The sequence below is a fragment of the Ferdinandcohnia sp. QZ13 genome, assembly GCF_031324165.1.
In the GTDB taxonomy this organism is placed as follows: Bacteria; Bacillota; Bacilli; order Bacillales; family Bacillaceae_L; genus Ferdinandcohnia.
Window position 1 is genome coordinate 1,407,716 of record NZ_JAVIVW010000001.1, and the last position, 19,919, is coordinate 1,427,634.

Below are 19,919 nucleotides of genomic sequence, written 5' to 3' on the forward strand. Positions count from 1 at the left end.
CAAATATTATAGAGCCAAAAATAAAAGCAACCATAAAAAAGCCAGGTTTCGCATATGAAACCTGGCTTTTTATGTTGTAAGTAGAATTCCGATAAAGGCAGAAATGGTACATATAATGGTTGATGCCGCTATGTATAGATAAGCTTTCTTTAATTGTTTATTTAGAAATAATTGAATGGCCTCATATCCAAATGTCGAAAACGTCGTAAAAGCCCCACAAAAACCTACTCCCAACAATAACCAACACCACTGAGGAAGGATTTGGATTTGGTTCATCCCTGTTAGTATTCCTAATAAAAATGATCCCATGATATTTATGAATAAGGTAGGATATGGGAACGCGTTTCCGGTCTTTTTTCCAATCCATATTCCCGCCAAATATCTACTTGCAGCCCCCACTGCCCCTCCGATGCCAACTAGTATTATCAAGATTCCTCACCCATTTTTCGAAATTTAGCCAATCGATAGCCAACAAATGAAAGGAATAGTCCTACAAACAGGCTTAATATAACATATAATAAGGCTATCGCGATATTTCCCTTTTCCAATAAGTGAACCAATTCAACTGAAAAAGTAGAAAAGGTGGTGAATGATCCAATAAATCCTGTCCCGAACAACAGAGATATTTTCGGATTTACATTTTTACGAGTAGCAACAAAGGTTAATAACCATCCTAAACATAAACAACCAATTAAATTGACGGTTAAGGTGCCCATCGGAAAATCATTTGGAACAGGGATCAATTCACCCAGTAAATAACGGCAAATCGCCCCGAGAAATCCACCGATCATGACAAAAAATACATTCATCCAATCACAGCCCTTATTATGGTAAAAAATATTATACCATTATTAATGAAAGTATTGTATTTGATTTGGGTTGGATGTTTTGAGGTGGCAGCAGTTTCTTGTTTTTGGGAGATTGACGGTGCTCCAATCCGCCTGGAGCGTTACCTAATTCCGTTTTATAGAAGGTTAAGGGTAATCTAGACATTTAATCAAGTTCTATTTAAACTTTGAAACTATTTTTACATAAACACGTAATACACAATAGGGATTAAAAAAGAAAGAGGTATGTAAATGGAATCTAAACAACTGCTTGAAGATGAATTAACGAAGATAGAAGCTTGGGAAAAAAGCCAAAGCGGATTATGGTTTTGGGAACGAATCGGTCGAATTCCTTTTAAAATACTTGATAAACTAACCCCAAAGTTTATCCACGAAAAAATAGGTCTACTCCTCGATGAAATTGGCAGCTATATTCAAACCGGTGGTAAATATCTCATTCAAGAAAAAGCGATTTTAAATCTTGTGGAAAAGAAAGCAAATTCTCAGGTTGAAAGTATCTCAGATATTGAGAAACTTCCGCTTCAAGCCATGATCGAAGCGAGTCAAGAGCATGCCGAAAAATGGACAAAGGTGGCAACACTTCAAGGAGCAACTACAGGAATCGGAGGAATTTTTACACTTGCAGTCGATATCCCCGCCTTGCTTGGGATGTCATTAAAAACACTTCAAGAAATCGCCATCATTCACGGATATGATCCTAACGAAAAAAATGAACGGATCTTTATTATAAAATGTTTACAATTTTCTTCTGCAGATGTTGTTGGAAAGCAGGCAATCTTAAAGGAACTTTCCACTTTTTATCACGGCAGAAGTTCTTCAAATGAAATGATGTCGCAACTACAAGGATGGCGTGAAGTTGTGTATACGTATCGCGACCAATTTGGTTGGAAGAAACTTCTTCAAATGATACCAATCGCAGGGATTATTTTCGGTGCCATCTCTAATCGGTCAATGATCCAGGATTTAACCGAGACTGGTAATATGTTATACCGCAAACGAAGAATCCTAGAGAGATTACAAAACGATGCCGCAACTGTGGCGCCCCATTTATAGGGGCGTCTTTTTGTTAACAGTACAACCAAATCCTCAGTGTGCACATTTTTAAAAAAATCCGAATAAGATACAAGGAGACTACTAAAAGGAGTTATCAGCTTATGAAATGGAAAAATTACGGATTATGGGTCTCTCTTGCATCAATTTTATATATGGTGTTAAAAGATTTAGGTATGCAAATAGATTTAACGACATGGGAAACATATGTGACAGCCATTATCGGTTTTCTTGCCGCATTAGGGATTATATCCAATCCCGATAAAGGTAGAGGATTTTTCGATAAGATTCCTGATACACCAACAGAAGCCCTTACCCAAGTTGCGGAACAACTCCAAAATCAAAATGAACCACCTACAAGCCAACAAAGTATGCCACAACAAAATCAATATCCAAGTCATGTTCAGCAATCACAAGGGTCCCTTCAGCCACAAATGAGCGTCAACCAACCACAACAATATCAAAATGTGCAGCAAAATGACTCGAACCCTGCAAATATTGAACAAAATGAGTATCAACGTTATCAGGCTCAGCAGTATGAACAGCAAGACTATTCCAATCAAAACGGTGGCACCTATTCGCAAGAATTTGAACCAACACAGGTTCAACCTGAAGTGAATGAACAAGTTAATCAACACGTAGAACCATCATTTCAAGGGCAATCACCTGAAAACAATTCCTTTGACAGAACGAATATTCATGGGATGCCAGCACCCCCAAATGAACATATGTAAAGAGCAAAAAAGCACCTGCACTTTTCAGGTGCTTTTTCTTGAGGAAAATTCGATGAATAATTAACTGGGAATTATAAGAAAATATGTATATAGAAACTGAAGTGTGGTGGATAAAACGAATGTGAAGGCAGTAGAACGTATTTTTTGGAGTATTGCATTACCGGGGTTCGGACAATTATTAAATAAACAATATGTGAAAGGACTTACCTTTATTTTCTTAGAGTTCTTGGTCAATTCCTGTGCGAATTTTAATGAAGCTATCATGCTTAGCTTCTTAGGTGAAACCCAACAAGCACTAGGATCTATTGATTATGGGTGGCTCATGTTTTACCCCTGTCTTTACTTCTTCGCCATGTGGGATGCTTTTAAGGAAGCTGGTGGTGGAAAAGCACCCTATTCCTTTTTACCATTTGCCTTCTGTGCTTATTGTGTGACAGTCGGATTAATGGTATCACCGAAAGCAATCTTTTTTGGGATCACATTTGGGCCAGTCTTTTTCCCAATGATGTGTGTTATACCGGGGATTGTGCTTGGATTACTCATAAGAAAGATTATCCTAACCTTAGGTAAAGAAGACGCTTTGGCGTAAATACATAAACAAAGGTTGCTTCGTGTAAAAGCAACCTTTATCATTTATTTTACCTTTTGTGCAATTTTTGTTTTTTACTCTTATTGATTTACCACTTTTTCAAGAGCGCCTGGCGTCTTATAGACAGCGAGTTTCTCAACCAATTTGTTACTTTCTTTATTTAAACCTTTAATGTTTACTTTTACACCATTTTGATGGTATTTAATAACGATCTTATCAATTGCACCAACCGCTGAGTTATCCCAAAGGTGGGCATTTGAAAGGTCTAATTCAATTTCCTTCACATCTTCTTTATAATCAAAGTTGTTTACAAAATCGGTAACAGAGGCAAAGAACAATTGACCTGAAACGTGGTACACCTTTTTATGTGAATCCTTTGCGGACAGACTTGTAACTCTTACTTTTGAAATTTTAGAGGCAAAGAAAATAGCACTTAAAATAACTCCAGCTAAAACACCCTTTGAAAGGTCGTGAGTTTGTAACACAGTTATAACTGTTACAATCATTACGATTGTATCCGTAATAGGAACTTTATGAATGGTCCGTAATGAAGACCAATCAAATGTTCCAATACAAACCATGAACATAACCCCAACCAGGGCTGCCATTGGAATTTGGACTAAGAAGTCCTTTAATACTAAGATTAAGACCATCAAGAACGTACCGGCAACAAACGCGGAAAGTCTTCCGCGACCACCTGATTTTACGTTGATTACAGATTGCCCAATCATCGCACAACCAGCCATTCCTCCAAAGAAACCAGAGACAATATTCGCAATTCCTTGCCCACGTGCTTCTTTATTTTTATTACTTTCCGTATCTGTCATATCGTCAACAATGGAAGCCGTTAATAAAGATTCAACTAATCCAACAATGGCGATGGATAGTGAATAAGGAAAAATAATTTTCAATGTTTCAAAATTCAACGGAATATCAGGGAGTAAAAAGATAGGTAATGTTGATGGGAGTTCACCCATATCCCCAATTGTACGTACTCCACTATTTGTCATGACTGCAACAATCGTCATGACTACAATCGCAACTAAAGGCGATGGAACAGCTTTTGTAAAACGCGGGAAGATATAAATAATCGCTAGTGCTCCTGCTACCATTGCATACATTTGCCATGATTCACCTGCAAAATGCGGCAATTGAGCAGCAAAAATAAGGATCGCAAGTGAATTCACGAAACCTGTCATAACAGATCGTGGAACAAATTTCATGAGTCTTCCCAGCTTTAGCACTCCCATGATAATTTGAATAATCCCCGTTAAAATCGTTGCAGCCAGTAAATATTGAAGGCCATGGTCAGCGACCAAGGTTACCATTAACAAAGCAGTTGCTCCGGTTGCTGCAGAAATCATACCAGGTCTTCCCCCAACGAACGCAATTGTAACTGCAATACAGAACGACGCATATAACCCAATCATTGGGTCAACTCCTGCAATCAGTGAAAAGGCAATTGCCTCTGGGATGAGTGCAAGCGCAACAACGATCCCTGCTAGGATATCTCCTCGTATATTCCCAAACCATTCAGTTTTAAATGTTGATTTATTCAAATCAGCACCTCTTTCTATGTTTTGTTGACTTTCAACTCTTATGAAAGTCGGGTCCGTCGTGAACAAATCTTAGTATAACTGATTGGTGCTATTCTGTGAAACATCGATGTAAACGCGAACAAGTTTTATTATCTTCTCAATCCTCTTTGTTTCTTTTATTTTCAACATAGCATTATGATTAACGTAAATCTTTTATGGAAGTTTTTAGATTCCTGCTCAAAACAAAAGGCAGTCAGTCCTTTTCCTTGAAAAGGCTAACTGCCACAATGACTTAAAATTATAGTGTTAGTTCCAAAATCTGGTTATATGTACGTAGCGTAAGCTGAGGGTCTGGATCTTCATGTTGTCTTTTTGGAACATCAAAATTCGTAAGTACGAAATGATGCTTCGCTTCAATATGATGTCTTGCTAAAATATGTTTACAGCATGCGAGTGGACAACCATCAATCGCTATAATATCACGTCCTGATTTTGCCGTTCTAACCAGCGGTTTGACATCACCACCAACACCCGCAATGCAGGACATTTCAGCAACATTGTCGCGGTCCATTTTTATTGCTATTGTATTTGCAGTTTGTGCAGCCGATGAACAACCTGAGCATGAGTACACTAAAGGTAAATTTTCTCTATCCAATTTTATTCCCCTCCTGATTTTCATTCTATTGTAGTTTAAATTTTCCTTTAATTCTGTGAAGAAGGTCACCTTTTGCAAAATTTCCACATACAAAAAAGCCACCTAAAGGCAGCTTCATCGATTTAGATATATTTCCTATGAACCGTTTTTCCATCATACGTAAACACCACTGTTTTATTCTCCAAAACGGTTTCCATGTGGACGGGTCTGCCCCAAAGCTGGTGAATGTAAGGCAGTACTTTTTCAAGATATTTCAAGTCCAACTCAATGTCTTCATACCAGTGTTTTAGGTAGAGCTCTCCACTTTTTAAATAATCGCCATCATTGACGGTGATATATGGAAAACCTCCATTTACCCTCATGTTTACAAGCTGATCGCGGACCTGCTCCCACTGCTTATCAATAATTTTATAATCGCGACCTTGTTTTTGGAACAGATACATATCTTCGCGAAACACTAAATCCTTCGTTAAATAATTCCGTATGAATGAAATATCGGACTCAACTTCGCGGACTTCGAAGATTTTTTCACGCCCTGATCCAGGTTTGACACCGCGCTCCAACATCTCTTTTGTTGGATTATTATAGCGTTCTTCAATATCCTCAAAAATTTTCAAACCTAAATAATATGGATTAATACTAGTTTTTGATGGCTGCACAACACCTGCATTTAGCTTGGCAAACTCGATCGCTTCATCAGACGTTAAATCCATTTCTCGAATAATCCGTTGGTGCCAATACGAAGCCCAGCCTTCGTTCATGATCTTCGTTTCGAGTTGTGGCCAGAAATAAAGCATTTCCTCACGCATCATCGTTAAAATATCGCGTTGCCAATCCTCAAGCTCTCGGCTGTACTGTTCAATGAATAAAAGAAGATCCTTTTCAGGCTGCGGTGGGAATTTCTTTTTCTTTCGAGTAATCTGCTTCTCATCTGTTGGCTTTTTATCCAAGTTCCATAAATCATCGTAAGGAGACGACTTTCGTTTCACTTCTTCCTCTTCCTCATCCTCGAGACTCCATGCAAGCTTTGGTCTCATAAGAGATGGGTCGATATGCTCTTGGATCGCCAATACAGCATCTAAAAAGTTCTCCACCTCAAGCTTACCGTATAGATGCTCATAATGTTTTACCCGCTCAGCTGTCGCAGCCATGCTTTCGACCATATCTCGTTTTGTATTGCTAAAACGAAAATTATTTTTAAAGAAATCACAGTGAGCTAGTACGTGAGCGACTATTAATTTGTTTTGGATGAGGGAATTGGAGTCAAGTAAAAACGCATAACAAGGGTCAGAATTGATGACGAGCTCGTAAATTTTACTTAAACCTAAATCATACTGTAGCTTCATTCGATAAAATTGCTTTCCAAAACTCCAATGGGAAAAACGCGTTGGCATTCCGTAAGCCCCAAATGTGTAAATGATATCAGCAGGACAAATTTCGTATCTCATTGGATAAAAGTCAAGCCCAAATCCTTTTGCAATTTCTGTAATTTCATCAATTGCATACTCGAGCGCCTGACGGTCCGAATCTCTCACAGTTGATCTCCCCCTTTTCGTCCTTATCACAATTTATGAGGAATCTGTCAAAATGATGAATGGGGGATTTCAATGTTAGATGTTTTTAACGGAAAATGGCCACGAAACCCGTGGCCATTTCTCCTATTTCACTTCCTCAATACTTAAGGATAAAAGGGATTCTGTTTGCGGATTAAACAGGATCATGACCTTCGCTGTAAACGTACGATCTTTTGTTTGGATTCTTAATTCAAACGTATCCTTTGATTGCCTATCCGTGATTTCTTCTCTTCCTTTATATTGGTAATCACTAATCCTACTGTCCGGATAATTTAATTTTGCCAATTCAACTGCAATCTTACCCCATTTTTCATAGTCTGTTGGCATTGGTTGTTCTTGTTGTGGTGGTTTTTGAGGTGGTTTCTGTTGTGCACTTACGAAACCGCCACCTACAAAAAGGAACATACTACAGAAAATAGGTATCCATACTTTTTTTATCACTGACATTACCTCCTATGCAAAAATCAGTTGTATTTTGCGCTTTTCTAGGAGAAATTAATCATTTTATTTTTATCCATGATAAAAAGGTTTCACATTTATGTATTCATAATTGTTTTGGCTTCTTGTCCAAGATTTACACCGAGAAAAATCTTGTTTTCTCCACAAACTATAATCAACTCCTAAAGAGGAGGGAAAATCAGTGAATACCGTAGACTACGACAAAGCACTTTACTACACGCATCGTTCTCAGTGGGATAACCTTCTTATCTTAATGGTTCGTACAAAGGATGATTTCCTTTCAAAAAAAATCGAACACTTTTTACATGCTTATAATTTTGAAAAAGACTATTCGATCATCGAACGACAGTTATATTCTTTACTCCGCTATATCGACCATGCATCTTCAGAAAGCATGGAAGAATTAGCTGCTCATATGTAAGTGGGGAAGCATTATTCCCCGCTTATTACATAAAAAAACAAGACCCTTGGGGCCTTGTTTTTATTTTAAGGTATTATGAACTTGTTCCATAACATCAGAAGAAATGTCTTTTAACACATTTTGGCTATCTGTTAATGAATTTCCTTTAACTCCGAAGTAAAATTTCACTTTTGGCTCAGTACCAGATGGACGTAAGCAGAACCAAGAACCATCTTCGAGGAAGTATTTTAACACATTTGATTTAGGAAGCTTAATTTCCTCTTTTTGACCTTCTTCCACATTTGTGCGTACACTTTCCTTATAGTCCTCAATGCGAATGACCTTACGACCAGCAACAACGGTTGGTGGCTGATTACGGAAGCTAGCAAGAAGACTGTTGATTTGCTCTGCACCTTCTTTTCCTTTTAATGTTAAGGATTCAAGGCCTTCGCGATAATAGCCATATTTCTCAAAAATCTCCATTAAGCCTTCATACATCGTCATGCCTTTGTTTTTAAAATACGCACAAACTTCAATCGCTAATAAAGCAGCTTGGACAGCGTCCTTATCACGAACAAAGTCCCCAATTAAGTAGCCATAGCTTTCTTCATAGCCAAATTGGAATTTGTATTCACCTGTTTTTTCATATTCCTTGATTTTTTCACCGATAAATTTAAAGCCTGTAAGTGTATCAATTGTATTTAGACCAAATGATTTAGCGATTTCACGTCCAATTTCAGACGTTACGATGGTTTTAAGAACGACTCCATTTTCAGGAAGGATTCCTTGCTTTTTCTTTTCAGACAATACGTAGTGAAGTAAAATAGCGCCTGTTTGGTTCCCAGTTAAGACGACATATTCACCTTTGTCATCTTTCACAGCAACCCCTAAACGATCCGCATCTGGGTCCGTTCCGATCAAAATGTCAGCATCTATTTTATTCCCTTCTTTAATCGCTAGTTCGAATGCTGCATGCTCTTCAGGATTAGGTGATTTAACTGTCGAGAAATTTGGATCTGGTAGTTCTTGTTCTTTCACAACTGTTACGTTCTCGTAGCCAAATGCTTTTAGACCGTTTCGAACTGGTTTGTTAGCTGTTCCATGAAGTGGTGTAAACACAACTTTTACGCCAACATGTGAAAGCTCAGGGTTAAGCGAAATTGTTTTTAGTTTTTCAGTATAGGCATTATCGATTTCTGTACCAATGATTTGAATGAGTCCAGAAGCCTTTAATTCTTCCTCACTGCCGACCTTTAACTCCAGCTCATTTTCAATAGCATTTACTTTTTCAATCACCATATCAGCTGCTTCAGGTGGTAGTTGTCCACCATCTGAACCGTAGACCTTATAGCCATTATATTCTGGAGGATTATGGCTCGCTGTCACTACAATTCCTGAAAATGCATTTAGATGACGAACAGCATATGATAGTTCTGGTGTTGGTTTAAGTTCATCAAAGACATACGTTTGAATTCCTTGTGAAGCTAGAGTTTTCGCTGCCTCCATTGCAAATTCAGGTGATTTATGACGAGAGTCAAATGCAATTGCAACCCCACGACGCTTTGCTTCTTCCCCGTAAGATTCGATAAAAGCAGCTAGCCCTGCAGAAGCTTTCCTTACTGTATATATGTTCATACGGTTTGTCCCTGGTCCGATTTCTCCACGCATTCCACCAGTTCCAAACTCGAGATTTTTATAAAAGCAATCTTCAAGTTCTTTTTGATTGTCCTTCTTTTCAAGTAATGCATTCTTGATTTCTTGATCTAACCCCGGCATGTTCAGCCATTGGTTATATTTTTCCATCCAGCTCATGTAAATGAACCTCCCGTTTTCAGTTGTAAACTTAATGTTGATTTTATCTTCTACCTATTCTATATAAAATCCTGTTCATTTCCAATTAATTTTACCATAGAATGTACAATTTCAATTAAAAATGAGGAAAAAGACTTGTTTTTAACGAGATATTTACAATAAGTTGCAGTCTACCGCCAACTTCGTTTTCCTCAACTGATATACTAAGAAACCCTTTTACAGTCTACCACCAATTGATTTTCACTCATTTAAGAATCCGATTCACTAGCACATCCCATAAAAAAACAGACGGATTACTCCGTCTGTTACATATCTTCGCCACTTGGCTCGGTTGCGTCTTTAATATATGACTCGACCTCAGCTTCGTATCCTTCTTTTTCATCTTCAGTCCAGTTAAAACGTTCCGCCATGTATGCCACAATCTGTTTTTTCCAGTGGTTCACCCACTCAATATTGAAGAACATGGCACCGGTTCGACGAATGAGGAAATCGATTGGTTTAGTAACCATTTCATACTGCAGTCCATATTCAAGGGATGCAAGGATTGAAAGTGGAAGACCTGTTTCGTTTGCTTTTTCCTTAGATTCCTCCATAATCTCTTTCATAATATCAATGTTTGAACCATATAATCGTGTTAGTTTTTCGGCTTCCTCTTGGGAGAGCTGGAATTCATTTACTAACTGTTCTATCTTCTCAGAGACAAAACCAGGGTATTTTTTTGAGCCTCCAACATTTCCACCAGATATCGCAATATCCTTTGTTTGACAAGGTTTTAAATCAGCCTTAAAACCTTCTTCCGCTAAAAGCTTACCTACTTTATCTACCACCGTTTCAGCCATTTTTCGGTAGCCGGTTAATTTTCCACCAGCGATCGTAATTAAACCAGAATCAGAAACCCAGATTTCATCCTTACGTGAGATTTCAGAAGGATCCTTTCCTTCTTCATAAATCAGTGGACGTACTCCAGCCCAACTTGATTCGATATCAGCATCCTTTGCTTTTACAGTTGGAAACATGTAGTTAATAGTATTAATCAAATAGGTACGGTCCTCAGCGGTTACTGTGGGATGAGCCGTATCTTTGTCATAAAATGTATCTGTTGTTCCGACGTACGTCTTTCCGTCACGAGGGATTGCGAACACCATCCGTCCGTCTGGAGTATCATAGTAAACCGCTTGTTTTAATGGGAACTTCGATTGGTCAATGACGATATGGACACCCTTCGTAAGCCTTAATACTTTACCTTTTTTTGAATTGTCCGCTTCACGCATTTTATCTACCCATGGTCCTGTTGCATTTACAATCTTCTTTGCAAAAATTTTATATTCTTTACCATTCAATTGGTCAACTACGTTAACACCTTTTACTTTTTCATTTTCATATATAAAAGATTCTACCTTGGCATAGTTGACTGCTTTTGCTCCTTTTTCAATGGCCTTTTTCATAACCTCGATTGTTAGGCGCGCATCATCTGTACGATACTCAACATAGTATCCGCCGCCTTTCAGACCTTCCTTCTTAATGAGAGGTTCCTTAGCTAGTGTTTCCTCAGCATTTAACATCGATCTTCTTTCTGACCTCTTTACTCCCGCTAAAAAGTCGTAAACAAGAAGCCCGATGGATGTTGAAAATTTTCCAAATGTACCTCCCTTATGGAGTGGCAAGAGCATCCACTCAGGGATTGTTACATGTGGACCATTCTCATATACAATCGCTCTTTCTTTTCCTACCTCAGCTACTAAACCGACTTCAAATTGTTTTAAATAGCGAAGACCGCCATGCACAAGCTTTGTAGAACGGCTTGATGTCCCGGCTGCAAAGTCCTGCATTTCAACAAGTCCCGTTTTAAGTCCGCGAGTTGAAGCATCAAGTGCAATTCCAGCACCCGTGATTCCTCCACCAATAATAAATAAGTCTTGAACCTCATTTTCCATGTCCGCTAAAATAGAACTTCTATCTAAACCTGAGAACTTCGTCATACTCTCCACTCCTTAAAAGAGGTAGAAAAAAAGAGACCACAAAAGACATTGCACAATCGTGACAATGCTTCTGCGGTCTCTCCCAATCTCCTACCGAATGATTAACTTATTTTTATTATAGCATAACTTTATTTAAAGACAACAGCAGCATGTACTGCTTTTTTCCAGCCGCTATATAATTCTTGACGCTGATTTTCACTCATTTTTGGTTCAAAGGTCTGGTCAATTGCCCACTGACTTGAAATTTCAGATTGATCCTTCCAATAGCCGACTGCTAGACCTGCTAAATAAGCAGCACCCAATGCAGTTGTTTCATTAATGACGGGTCGTTCCACCGGTACTCCTAGAATGCCACATTGGAATTCCATGAGGAAGTTGTTTTTAACGGCCCCACCATCAACACGTAGTTTCTTCAAAGAAATACCTGAATCGGCTTCCATCGCTGTTAAGACATCCTTTGTTTGGTATGCCAAGGATTCTAAGGTTGCACGAATAAAATGCTCCTTCGAGGTCCCTCGTGTGAGACCAAATACAGCTCCGCGTACATCACTATCCCAATAAGGAGCCCCAAGTCCTACAAATGCTGGTACAACATAGACCCCATCGGTTGATTCGACCTTCTCGGCATAGCGTTCACTCTCTTTTGCATCTTTAAACATGCGGAGTCCATCACGAAGCCACTGAATCGCAGAACCTGCGACAAATATACTTCCTTCTAAAGCGTATTCAACTTTTCCGTTAATTCCCCATGCGATTGTTGTCAACAATCCATGTTTAGAAGGAACTGCTTTTTCACCCGTATTCATCAACATAAAGCAGCCTGTACCATATGTGTTTTTTACCATGCCTTTTTCATAGCATGCTTGCCCGAAAAGAGCAGCCTGCTGATCTCCGGCTGCGCCGGCAATCGGAACCTCTTGACCAAAGAAGTGGTAGGGCGCTGTCGACGCATACACTTCGGATGATGGACGAACTTCAGGTAGCATCGACTTTGGAACGTTTAAGTGCTCTAATAACTCATCGTCCCATCTTAATTCATAAATGTTGTACATCAATGTCCTGGAAGCATTTGAATAGTCCGTAACATGAGCTTTTCCGCCGGAGAGCTTCCAAATTAACCATGTGTCGATCGTTCCAAATAACAACTTGCCTGCTTCAGCTTTTTCTCGTGCACCTTCTACGTTATCTAATATCCATTTTACTTTAGTACCTGAAAAATACGCATCAATTAATAGACCTGTCTTATTTTGAAATGTATCACTTAATCCTTTTGTTTTTAGCTCTTCACAAATTTCAGCTGTTTGACGGGATTGCCAAACGATAGCATTGTAAACAGGCTGACCTGTTTCTTTATCCCAAACTACCGTGGTTTCACGTTGGTTTGTGATCCCAATTCCAGCTATTTGCTCTGGTTTTACATTTGCTTCTGATAAAACAGAGGCCACAACTGATAAAATCGATCCCCAAATTTCATTTGCATTATGCTCCACCCAGCCTGGCATTGGGAAAATCTGTGTAAACTCTCTTTGTGCCACATGCACGATTTCTCCTTTTTGATTAAACAAAATGGCCCGTGAACTTGTGGTACCTTGGTCTAATGAAAGTATGTATTGTTCCAACTGATTCGCCTCCCTAAAACTTTTCCTAAGATAAAATTAACACGCTTACATACATTTGGCTACCTAGGTAGGCAGGATTTTTTAGGTCTAAAATTAGTTTCCCAGAATAAATGTAGTAATGGTCGTTTCAAAATTACTCTTGTAAGGAGTGGAATTGCATTGATTGAAAAAGAAGTTACCGTAACCATTAAGGAAGGACTACATGCGAAGCCAGCCGGAGAATTGGTACAGAATTTAAGCAGATTCACAAGTGATGTAGAATTTCTTTTGAAAAATAGATCCTATAATGCTAAAAGTCTGTTAGGGCTAATGGGAGCTGCTATCAGAGAAGGGCAGGTCATTACGGTTCGCGTTGACGGCCCGGATGAAGAGGAAGCGTTTGAGTGGATTGAGACATTCATCTAACACTAATAGAAAAACCACGATCGATATCAGTTGTAGATAGTGATCGTGGTTTTTAGGTTTTACTTTATAATTTTTTCAATAAGTTCATAAATTGAACCGCAGCCATCGACTCCAAGCGATGATCAACTTCACAGAAGTCCAAATCCTTCGTTACTTCGTTCGGTACAATCACACAGTACATTCCGGCACGTTTCGCTGCTAATGCTCCATTTGCGGAGTCTTCAAAGACTAAACACTCCTCTGGTTTCACACCCAAGCATTTAGCTGCCTCTAGATAAAGAGTTGGATCTGGCTTTACCTTTTCAACGTCGTCTGAGGTTCGGATGCACTCAAAATAATCAAACAAGCAAAGATTTTTTAAATGCGTAGATACCCACTCATAATCAGAGCTTGATGCTAGACCAATTTTTAAGCCCGCTTTCTTAGCAGCTGATAAATACTCCTCGACACCTGGCAAGGGGCCTTCGTTCTTCATTCGTTCATCAAACCGGTCCCGTCTTAGCTTGGTTAATTCTTCATGGTCAATCTTCTTTCCAATTTGCTCTTCTAAATATGTAAGCGCATTGAATCCTGCTTGCGTTCCAATCACCTTCCCCCATACGGACATAGGAAGCTCTGAACCATGCTCTTGAAAGATTTCATTTAACACATTGTATTCATTTGTTTCTGTATCATATATCAGTCCGTCAAAATCAAAAATAACAGCTTTTATCAAAAAATCATCTCCTGTCCTTATAATCCATCTTCTATTATAAGGAAAGATAGAGTAAAGTCCATTTTCTCCCTTGTCACATATTGTTCACAATAACATCTTAACTTCAAGATTTTACATTTTACAATCACTAGCTGTAATACTATAATTTTGAGTATACTTATGTGGAATGAGGGATTCGATGAACTCTAAAATAAACGAAAAGATGCTGGAGACGTATTTATTTATTGCCTTTGCCGCCGCATTAATATCCACGCTTGGTAGTCTCTATTTTTCAGAAATCCAAAAATTCGTCCCATGTGAATTATGCTGGTACCAGCGAATTTTTATGTACCCTCTCGTTATCATTTTGGGAATTGCTATTGGTAAAAAGAACTACTCCATCGCACTCTATACATTTATTCTTTCTCTTATTGGTGGTTCTATCTCAATCTACCATTACCTTGTTCAGAAGGTTCCTGCTGTTGGTGAAAACTCACTTGCTTGTGGAGTAGTACCATGTACAGGCCAGTATATAAACTGGTTTGGTTTTGTCACAATTCCTTTTTTAGCCTTAATCGGTTTTACCATCATTGCAATTACTAGCTTTATCACATTAAAAACGTTGAAAGAAGGGAAATAGATTTGAAAAAAATTATCATTTTTACAGCCGTTATCGTTGTTCTGTTTGGCGGACTTGCCTTTATTACAACTACTCAAAACAAGCAAAAAACTGAAGGGAATCCATTTGGTAAAGAAAAATTAGAGCCTGCGACAGTTGCTCAGCTAGATGATCCAAACTATGGAAATCAAATTCTTCCTGACGAATTAGAAACAAAGTTAAAAAATGGGGAAACAATGACTGTGTACTTTTATGCAGCTGACTGTGTGCACTGTCAAAATACAACTCCAGTCATCGTTCCAATGGTAGAAGAAATGGGACTTGATTTAAAAAAATTAAATCTACTTGAATTTAAAGATCAATGGAACAAATATGGCATAGATTCTACACCTACCCTTATCCACTTTGAAAATGGTGAGGAAGTTTCACGCCTTGTCGGGTATCATCCTGACCACAATGATTATAAAATTTGGTTCGAAAGTGCAATGGCAAGCTCAAAATAAAAGAATTCCCACTCAGCATATTTAACATGAGCTTGAACGAAAAAATGTTAATAAATTTAAGGACATAACATATTATATAACTATAATATGTTATGTCCTTTTTTTCTTAACCTAAAGCCCTCGTTAGCCATTCAATCAACAGAAAAAGATTCAAGCAACCAATCCATAGGATTCCTAACAAACCTATCATAAAATTAGCAAACAAAAAGACTAAGCTCCTGTTGCAACACTTTTGGTTACACTGAGCTTAGCCAATGAACAAACTACATTCATAATATAGTGTTTTTCTTTTGCAAACAAATTTTGTTTATCCTAATTATCTTCAATCGTTATTTCTGTGTCTATCTCGAATTCATCTATTTCTTCAAGGATACGCTTGGCCATTCGTTTGTAACCAAGTGTGTTTGGATGAAAGCGATCATCAGCTAGTAGTTCGGTATCGGAAGGAACAAAAAGGTCTGCTGTTGGAATATAGCTAACATTTTCAAATTCTTCAGTAACCGCTTTTCCAGCCTCGTTCCAAGTTGTCATAATCATTCCTAATTCCTCAATGTTACCAAAATATTGTTCAAATGGATTATAAAACCCAATTAAATAAATATGGACATCCGGGTTTAGTTCATTCATTTTATAAAAAATAGATCTTAATCTATCCTCAAACTCATCTATTTCCCTATTAAAAGGTTCCATTGTAAGGCTCAAAAAGTTGTCCTTTACCACCTTCATGACATCGTTTGCGCCAATAGTTATTAAAATAATGTCCGCCTTCTTAATTGCAGAGGTAATGTCGTCTTGGTCCAATCGTTTTAGTAACTGATCTGTACGATTTCCTTTTTTACCATAGTTTTCAATACTTATATTTAATTGATTATCTTCAAAAGTATGGTTGAGAATACCGACATAACCGCCGCTTTCTGTTTGATCCCCGATCCCTTCCGTTAATGAATCACCGATGGCGACAATCCTGAGATCCTTTTTAAACAAATTTATGGTTCCTTTAATAGCTTCCCTAACCTTTTCTTTTATTTCTTCCGTGATAGTTTGGCTATTATTTTCCTCAACTTCTGTTTGCTGTATCTCTTCTTCTGCTTCAGGAACGATCTCAACCACGGGTTTAGTAATGGTACTCACTTGCTTCGTTTGAGTGAAATCTGAAAAATATAAAATAGGAAGGAGGCTCACAATAAGCAGACAAGCAAGAATCATGATCATTTTTTGTCGCTTCACGTTGATACCACCTATCATTAAACGAAATTAATATTCTATGAAAAAACTGAACTATAGTTCTTTCATTTTAGCATGGATAGCATTGCAGCAAAAGCGTTTAAAACTTTTCAAAAGGAAAAAGTCAGCTACAAGCATTCTTTGAAAAAAAGCAACCTTATCGTAAGATTTTTGGATTCCTTATACTGTAGAGGGACTTTCACTTGTTTCGTTTCTTAAAGTATGAAAAAAAGATTCTGATAAGAAGCCGGCAATTATTTTAGAAGCTACGGGGCATTATCAAAGTCTGTAGGCCATGTCACGCGCTCTTATTTGTTATATATTTATTAGACTATATTTTTAACATCTACTTAATAATTCTAATATATATGAAAAAACAGGATATATGCTCTTAGACAGAACATATTATCCTCTTATTAGTTTAGCCTATTTAATTTGAGCAGGGATTTTTTCGTACTTATTCTAGCTTTAGATACCGCAGGCCCTCTTATTTTATGCTTGTCACCAATAAGCCGGTGCTTTCACTTTTCTAGTAAAGGCTTACCATTGCCTTTATGTATTAAGCCAAATATTTATTTGCTGGCTTTGAATATTTACTTACACCTTGCGGATTGTTCACACTTTGAAATTCTTCAATCGTAAACGGAAATAAATAACCGTACTCATTTAAAATTTGCACATTCTTTGCAAATAATTCCCCATAGTATTCTTGGTAGCCCTCTTCTTGAATCGTTTCAAGTACTGCAATAAGCGCTTGAAGGCTTGATATAACTTTAAAAGCCTTATCCAATGTTCGGTTATAGTAGACGTCTTCCTCTTTCGGTTCTAACACATTCCATTTTTCAAACTTTCCAATGTACTCATCTTCGAAATAGATTGGAAAGATGGAAGAATACATGTAATCGATTAGCTCCGTAATGTGATGTTCCTGCTCCGGAGTTGATGCTACTACAATTTTCAATGTAAAACCCACCCTTATATCTCCATAGTAATAAAGATAGAATAACACAGGATTCCTTGCTTTTGGTACGGTAAGTCTTTCCTCCATATCCACTTTCTCTTTCATTCATTTCGTGGATTGGATATACTTTTTAACATGAACCTTTTATGAAGGGGATAACTTGCTCGGTTCTTGCTCAAATTTATCTTCATACTCGCTGTGAAGATGATTTGGCGCACGATTTTCATTCAGAATACCTTTCATTCTCGCTATGAAGAGGATTTCGCGGACGATTTTCATTCAATTTCCTTTTCATTGAAACACCCTATACAATATTTTTAGTAAAAGAGGTTATCATATGTTAACAAAAAGAGTAGGAGAATGGTTTGAAATCCAGGTTTCAAAAGACTGGGAGGGCATGACAATCGAGGATGTGTTAAAAAACGTTTGGTCGATGCCAAAGCAAATGCTTCATCAATTACGTATGGAGAAAGGCGTGAAGCTTAAAGGTGAGGCCAAGCCATGGAACACGACCCTCACACATAATGACAAACTACAAGTCCATCTTTTTTTAGAAGAAGAATTTGGCGTTAAGCCGGAATATGTTCCAGACCTACACATTCTATTTGAGGATGACCATCTTTTAATTGTCAACAAACCTCCTGGCATGGATACACATCCGAACGAAGATGGACAAATTGGTACACTTGCTAATGCGGTTGCCTACCATTTTCAAATGAACGGTATTCAAACAAAGGTCCGCCATATTCACCGACTCGATCATGATACAACCGGGGCCGTCATATTTGCTAAGCATAAACTTGCTTCGGCCATTTTAGACCGTCGACTCGAAAAACGTGAAATCAAACGGACCTATCTCGCTTTGGTACACGGAATCATCAAACAAAAAAAGGGAACAATCGAGGATTCCATTGGTCGAGATCGTCATCATCCAACACGCAGAAGAGTGTCACCAACAGGGCAAAAGGCGATTACGAAATTTCAAGTCCTTCAAACAGTTGTGAATAAAAAAATGACCTTAGTAGAACTTGAATTGTTAACTGGTCGTACGCACCAAATTCGTGTACATATGAGCCATTTAGGTTATCCGCTTGTGGGGGATACTTTATATGGTGGACAACCAATTGTTCAAAGACAGGCACTCCATGCCGCACGGATACAATTAGAACATCCGTTGACAAATGAAAAAATCTTGTGTGAAGCGCCTTTCTTAGATAGCCCGCCTATTTTCGAAAAGATAGTAGACTAATTTTACAAATACTGGGTCTGTACACATGCGGAAAATGCATTTTTCCTATATACTTAGAAAGTAGAAGTGAATAAGGAAAGGAGTTTGCCATTGCAGGACTTGCTTATTTACGTCATATTAGGTCTTTGTATTGGAGTAATGTCCGGCTTTTTTGGAATTGGCGGTGGTTTTATTCTTACACCTACGCTAATCCTTATGGGATTTTCTCCAGTGATCGCAATTGCTACAAGCTTGTTGTATACCGTTGCTACCTCCCTTTCCGGTGTAGCAGCACATTTTCGACTCAAACATATTAAATGGGAGACTTCCATTATTATTGGAATAAGTGGAGTTATCGCCACCCAGTTTGCACACCCATTTGTTATATTCCTTGAAAAATATCAATTAGAAAACACTGTTATTCCATTGATGTATTTAGTACTGATCTTGTATTTTTCAATATCCATACTTGTTAGTAAATCTCCTAGCAAGGAACAAGTAGCTGGAAAAACGAAATTTGCTTATGGGAAAATTGTCTTAATCGGGCTATTCGCTGGCTTTATTTCAACAGCATTAGGGGTGGGCGGCGGCTTTATTATCGTACCATTGTTAATGAGCGTGTTAGCGTTCCAACCAAAATATGCGGTGGGTACAAGCCTGCTTAGTGTATTCATGATTGTTGTCGCTGGTTTTGCAACCTATGCGTCAACCGTTGAGCTTGATTATGGGGTAATCGTAAGCCTGATTATAGGTGCACTTATTGGTGGTCAGCTTGGCGCAATGGTTACGAATGTATATGAAGATAAACAGGTACGTTATTTCCTAGCTGGTCTATATATCGCAACCGGTGTGAGTCTCGTATTTAAACTGTTTCAATTAGACTTTGTTGGTTTGCTCTTTCTATTGATCTACTGCCTATATATGCTTATACATTTTGTACTCCATACTCTTAAACTTCGTCTTAAGGAAAAAGAAGTTGGTTAACAACACCATCCCTACTATGTCAAGGATGGTGTTTTTTAGTATAT

General features: G+C 38.1%; 21 protein-coding genes. 9 read left to right on the forward strand and 12 right to left on the reverse strand.

All coding sequences use genetic code 11. The features are described 5' to 3' along the window. Positions 1-69 precede the first annotated feature (69 nt). Both crcB (RGU12_RS06790) and crcB (RGU12_RS06795) read right to left on the reverse strand, forming a co-directional pair. Positions 70-429 (reverse strand): fluoride efflux transporter CrcB, encoded by a 360-nt coding sequence (crcB, locus tag RGU12_RS06790; protein ID WP_309535388.1) that lies wholly within the window; start codon positions 427-429, stop codon positions 70-72. Then, the gene (gene crcB / locus RGU12_RS06795; RefSeq protein WP_309535389.1) at positions 426-809 is read right to left on the reverse strand and encodes a fluoride efflux transporter CrcB; all 384 of its coding nucleotides are present in this window, start codon (positions 807-809) and stop codon (positions 426-428) included. The genes crcB (RGU12_RS06790) and crcB (RGU12_RS06795) overlap by 4 nt, the downstream gene beginning before the upstream one ends. A gap of 270 nt (positions 810-1,079) precedes the next feature. On the opposite strand from crcB (RGU12_RS06795), the gene RGU12_RS06800 reads away from it, so the two are divergent. From RGU12_RS06800 to RGU12_RS06810, 3 genes are all read left to right on the forward strand, one after another. Then, on the forward strand, positions 1,080-1,901 hold the full coding sequence (locus RGU12_RS06800) for an EcsC family protein (RefSeq protein ID WP_309535390.1): 822 nt from the start codon (positions 1,080-1,082) through the stop codon (positions 1,899-1,901). Between the two features lie 101 nt (positions 1,902-2,002). Next, positions 2,003-2,632: a hypothetical protein gene (locus tag RGU12_RS06805; protein ID WP_309535391.1), complete on the forward strand. Its 630-nt coding sequence runs from the start codon at positions 2,003-2,005 to the stop codon at positions 2,630-2,632. A 121-nt stretch (positions 2,633-2,753) separates the two neighbouring features. Continuing rightward, positions 2,754-3,221, forward strand: coding sequence for a hypothetical protein (locus tag RGU12_RS06810; RefSeq protein ID WP_309535392.1), 468 nt, complete (start codon positions 2,754-2,756; stop codon positions 3,219-3,221). Positions 3,222-3,301: 80 nt separating this feature from the next. On the opposite strand, the gene RGU12_RS06815 is transcribed toward RGU12_RS06810, so the two are convergent. The 4 genes from RGU12_RS06815 to RGU12_RS06830 all read right to left on the reverse strand — a co-directional run bounded on the left by RGU12_RS06815 (position 3,302) and on the right by RGU12_RS06830 (position 7,429). Then, positions 3,302-4,780: a SulP family inorganic anion transporter gene (locus RGU12_RS06815; RefSeq protein ID WP_309535393.1), complete on the reverse strand. Its 1,479-nt coding sequence runs from the start codon at positions 4,778-4,780 to the stop codon at positions 3,302-3,304. 277 nt (positions 4,781-5,057) lie between these two features. Further along, the gene (locus tag RGU12_RS06820; RefSeq protein ID WP_309536281.1) at positions 5,058-5,414 is read right to left on the reverse strand and encodes a putative zinc-binding protein; all 357 of its coding nucleotides are present in this window, start codon (positions 5,412-5,414) and stop codon (positions 5,058-5,060) included. A 122-nt stretch (positions 5,415-5,536) separates the two neighbouring features. After that, on the reverse strand, positions 5,537-6,949 hold the full coding sequence (locus RGU12_RS06825; RefSeq protein ID WP_309535394.1) for a SpoVR family protein: 1,413 nt from the start codon (positions 6,947-6,949) through the stop codon (positions 5,537-5,539). A 123-nt stretch (positions 6,950-7,072) separates the two neighbouring features. Continuing rightward, the gene (locus RGU12_RS06830) at positions 7,073-7,429 is read right to left on the reverse strand and encodes a DUF3889 domain-containing protein (RefSeq protein WP_189655161.1); all 357 of its coding nucleotides are present in this window, start codon (positions 7,427-7,429) and stop codon (positions 7,073-7,075) included. A gap of 199 nt (positions 7,430-7,628) precedes the next feature. Between RGU12_RS06830 and RGU12_RS06835 the strand changes: the two genes are divergently transcribed. Further along, the gene (locus RGU12_RS06835; protein ID WP_116351360.1) at positions 7,629-7,868 is read left to right on the forward strand and encodes a YhdB family protein; all 240 of its coding nucleotides are present in this window, start codon (positions 7,629-7,631) and stop codon (positions 7,866-7,868) included. A 60-nt stretch (positions 7,869-7,928) separates the two neighbouring features. Here the strand turns inward: RGU12_RS06835 and RGU12_RS06840 are convergent, their stop codons facing one another. From RGU12_RS06840 to glpK, 3 genes are all read right to left on the reverse strand, one after another. Next, positions 7,929-9,659: a phospho-sugar mutase gene (locus RGU12_RS06840; protein ID WP_309535395.1), complete on the reverse strand. Its 1,731-nt coding sequence runs from the start codon at positions 9,657-9,659 to the stop codon at positions 7,929-7,931. Positions 9,660-9,964: 305 nt separating this feature from the next. Beyond that, the gene (locus tag RGU12_RS06845) at positions 9,965-11,638 is read right to left on the reverse strand and encodes a glycerol-3-phosphate dehydrogenase/oxidase (protein WP_396232309.1); all 1,674 of its coding nucleotides are present in this window, start codon (positions 11,636-11,638) and stop codon (positions 9,965-9,967) included. A gap of 128 nt (positions 11,639-11,766) precedes the next feature. Beyond that, positions 11,767-13,257 carry a glycerol kinase GlpK gene (gene glpK, locus RGU12_RS06850; RefSeq protein WP_309535396.1) on the reverse strand — a complete coding sequence of 497 codons (1,491 nt, stop codon included), beginning with the start codon at positions 13,255-13,257 and terminating at the stop codon, positions 11,767-11,769. Between the two features lie 159 nt (positions 13,258-13,416). Here glpK and RGU12_RS06855 point away from each other — a divergent pair, with 159 nt between their 5' ends. Continuing rightward, positions 13,417-13,662: an HPr family phosphocarrier protein gene (locus tag RGU12_RS06855; RefSeq protein ID WP_116351364.1), complete on the forward strand. Its 246-nt coding sequence runs from the start codon at positions 13,417-13,419 to the stop codon at positions 13,660-13,662. 64 nt (positions 13,663-13,726) lie between these two features. Here RGU12_RS06855 and RGU12_RS06860 read toward each other — a convergent pair whose 3' ends face one another. Further along, positions 13,727-14,377, reverse strand: coding sequence for an HAD family hydrolase (locus tag RGU12_RS06860; protein WP_309535397.1), 651 nt, complete (start codon positions 14,375-14,377; stop codon positions 13,727-13,729). Positions 14,378-14,555: 178 nt separating this feature from the next. On the opposite strand from RGU12_RS06860, the gene RGU12_RS06865 reads away from it, so the two are divergent. Next, positions 14,556-14,996, forward strand: a complete 441-nt coding sequence (locus RGU12_RS06865) for a disulfide oxidoreductase (protein WP_309535398.1) — start codon at positions 14,556-14,558, stop codon at positions 14,994-14,996. A 2-nt stretch (positions 14,997-14,998) separates the two neighbouring features. After that, positions 14,999-15,478 (forward strand): thioredoxin family protein, encoded by a 480-nt coding sequence (locus tag RGU12_RS06870; RefSeq protein ID WP_309535399.1) that lies wholly within the window; start codon positions 14,999-15,001, stop codon positions 15,476-15,478. Positions 15,479-15,790: 312 nt separating this feature from the next. Here RGU12_RS06870 and RGU12_RS06875 read toward each other — a convergent pair whose 3' ends face one another. Both RGU12_RS06875 and RGU12_RS06880 read right to left on the reverse strand, forming a co-directional pair. Next, entirely contained in the window at positions 15,791-16,705 is a 915-nt protein-coding gene (locus RGU12_RS06875; protein WP_309535400.1) for an SGNH/GDSL hydrolase family protein, read from the reverse strand. A 556-nt stretch (positions 16,706-17,261) separates the two neighbouring features. Further along, positions 17,262-17,663 carry a DUF5365 family protein gene (locus RGU12_RS06880; RefSeq protein WP_309535401.1) on the reverse strand — a complete coding sequence of 134 codons (402 nt, stop codon included), beginning with the start codon at positions 17,661-17,663 and terminating at the stop codon, positions 17,262-17,264. Positions 17,664-18,000: 337 nt separating this feature from the next. Here RGU12_RS06880 and RGU12_RS06885 point away from each other — a divergent pair, with 337 nt between their 5' ends. Beyond that, positions 18,001-18,912, forward strand: coding sequence for an RluA family pseudouridine synthase (locus RGU12_RS06885; RefSeq protein ID WP_309535402.1), 912 nt, complete (start codon positions 18,001-18,003; stop codon positions 18,910-18,912). A gap of 90 nt (positions 18,913-19,002) precedes the next feature. After that, complete coding sequence (locus tag RGU12_RS06890) at positions 19,003-19,875, forward strand: sulfite exporter TauE/SafE family protein (RefSeq protein ID WP_309535403.1); 873 nt, start codon at positions 19,003-19,005, stop codon at positions 19,873-19,875. Positions 19,876-19,919: the final 44 nt, after the last annotated feature.

What these genes read in the sequence shown, in the direction of transcription:
- RGU12_RS06800 (WP_309535390.1), top strand. Translation starts at nt 1,080, where the DNA reads ATGGAATCTAAACAACTGCTTGAAGATGAATTAACGAAGATAGAAGCT.
- RGU12_RS06840 (WP_309535395.1), bottom strand. Translation starts at nt 9,659, where the DNA reads ATGAGCTGGATGGAAAAATATAACCAATGGCTGAACATGCCGGGGTTA.
- crcB (WP_309535389.1), bottom strand. Translation starts at nt 809, where the DNA reads ATGAATGTATTTTTTGTCATGATCGGTGGATTTCTCGGGGCGATTTGC.
- RGU12_RS06865 (WP_309535398.1), top strand. Translation starts at nt 14,556, where the DNA reads ATGAACTCTAAAATAAACGAAAAGATGCTGGAGACGTATTTATTTATT.
- RGU12_RS06805 (WP_309535391.1), top strand. Translation starts at nt 2,003, where the DNA reads ATGAAATGGAAAAATTACGGATTATGGGTCTCTCTTGCATCAATTTTA.
- RGU12_RS06845 (WP_396232309.1), bottom strand. Translation starts at nt 11,638, where the DNA reads ATGACGAAGTTCTCAGGTTTAGATAGAAGTTCTATTTTAGCGGACATG.
- RGU12_RS06885 (WP_309535402.1), top strand. Translation starts at nt 18,001, where the DNA reads ATGTTAACAAAAAGAGTAGGAGAATGGTTTGAAATCCAGGTTTCAAAA.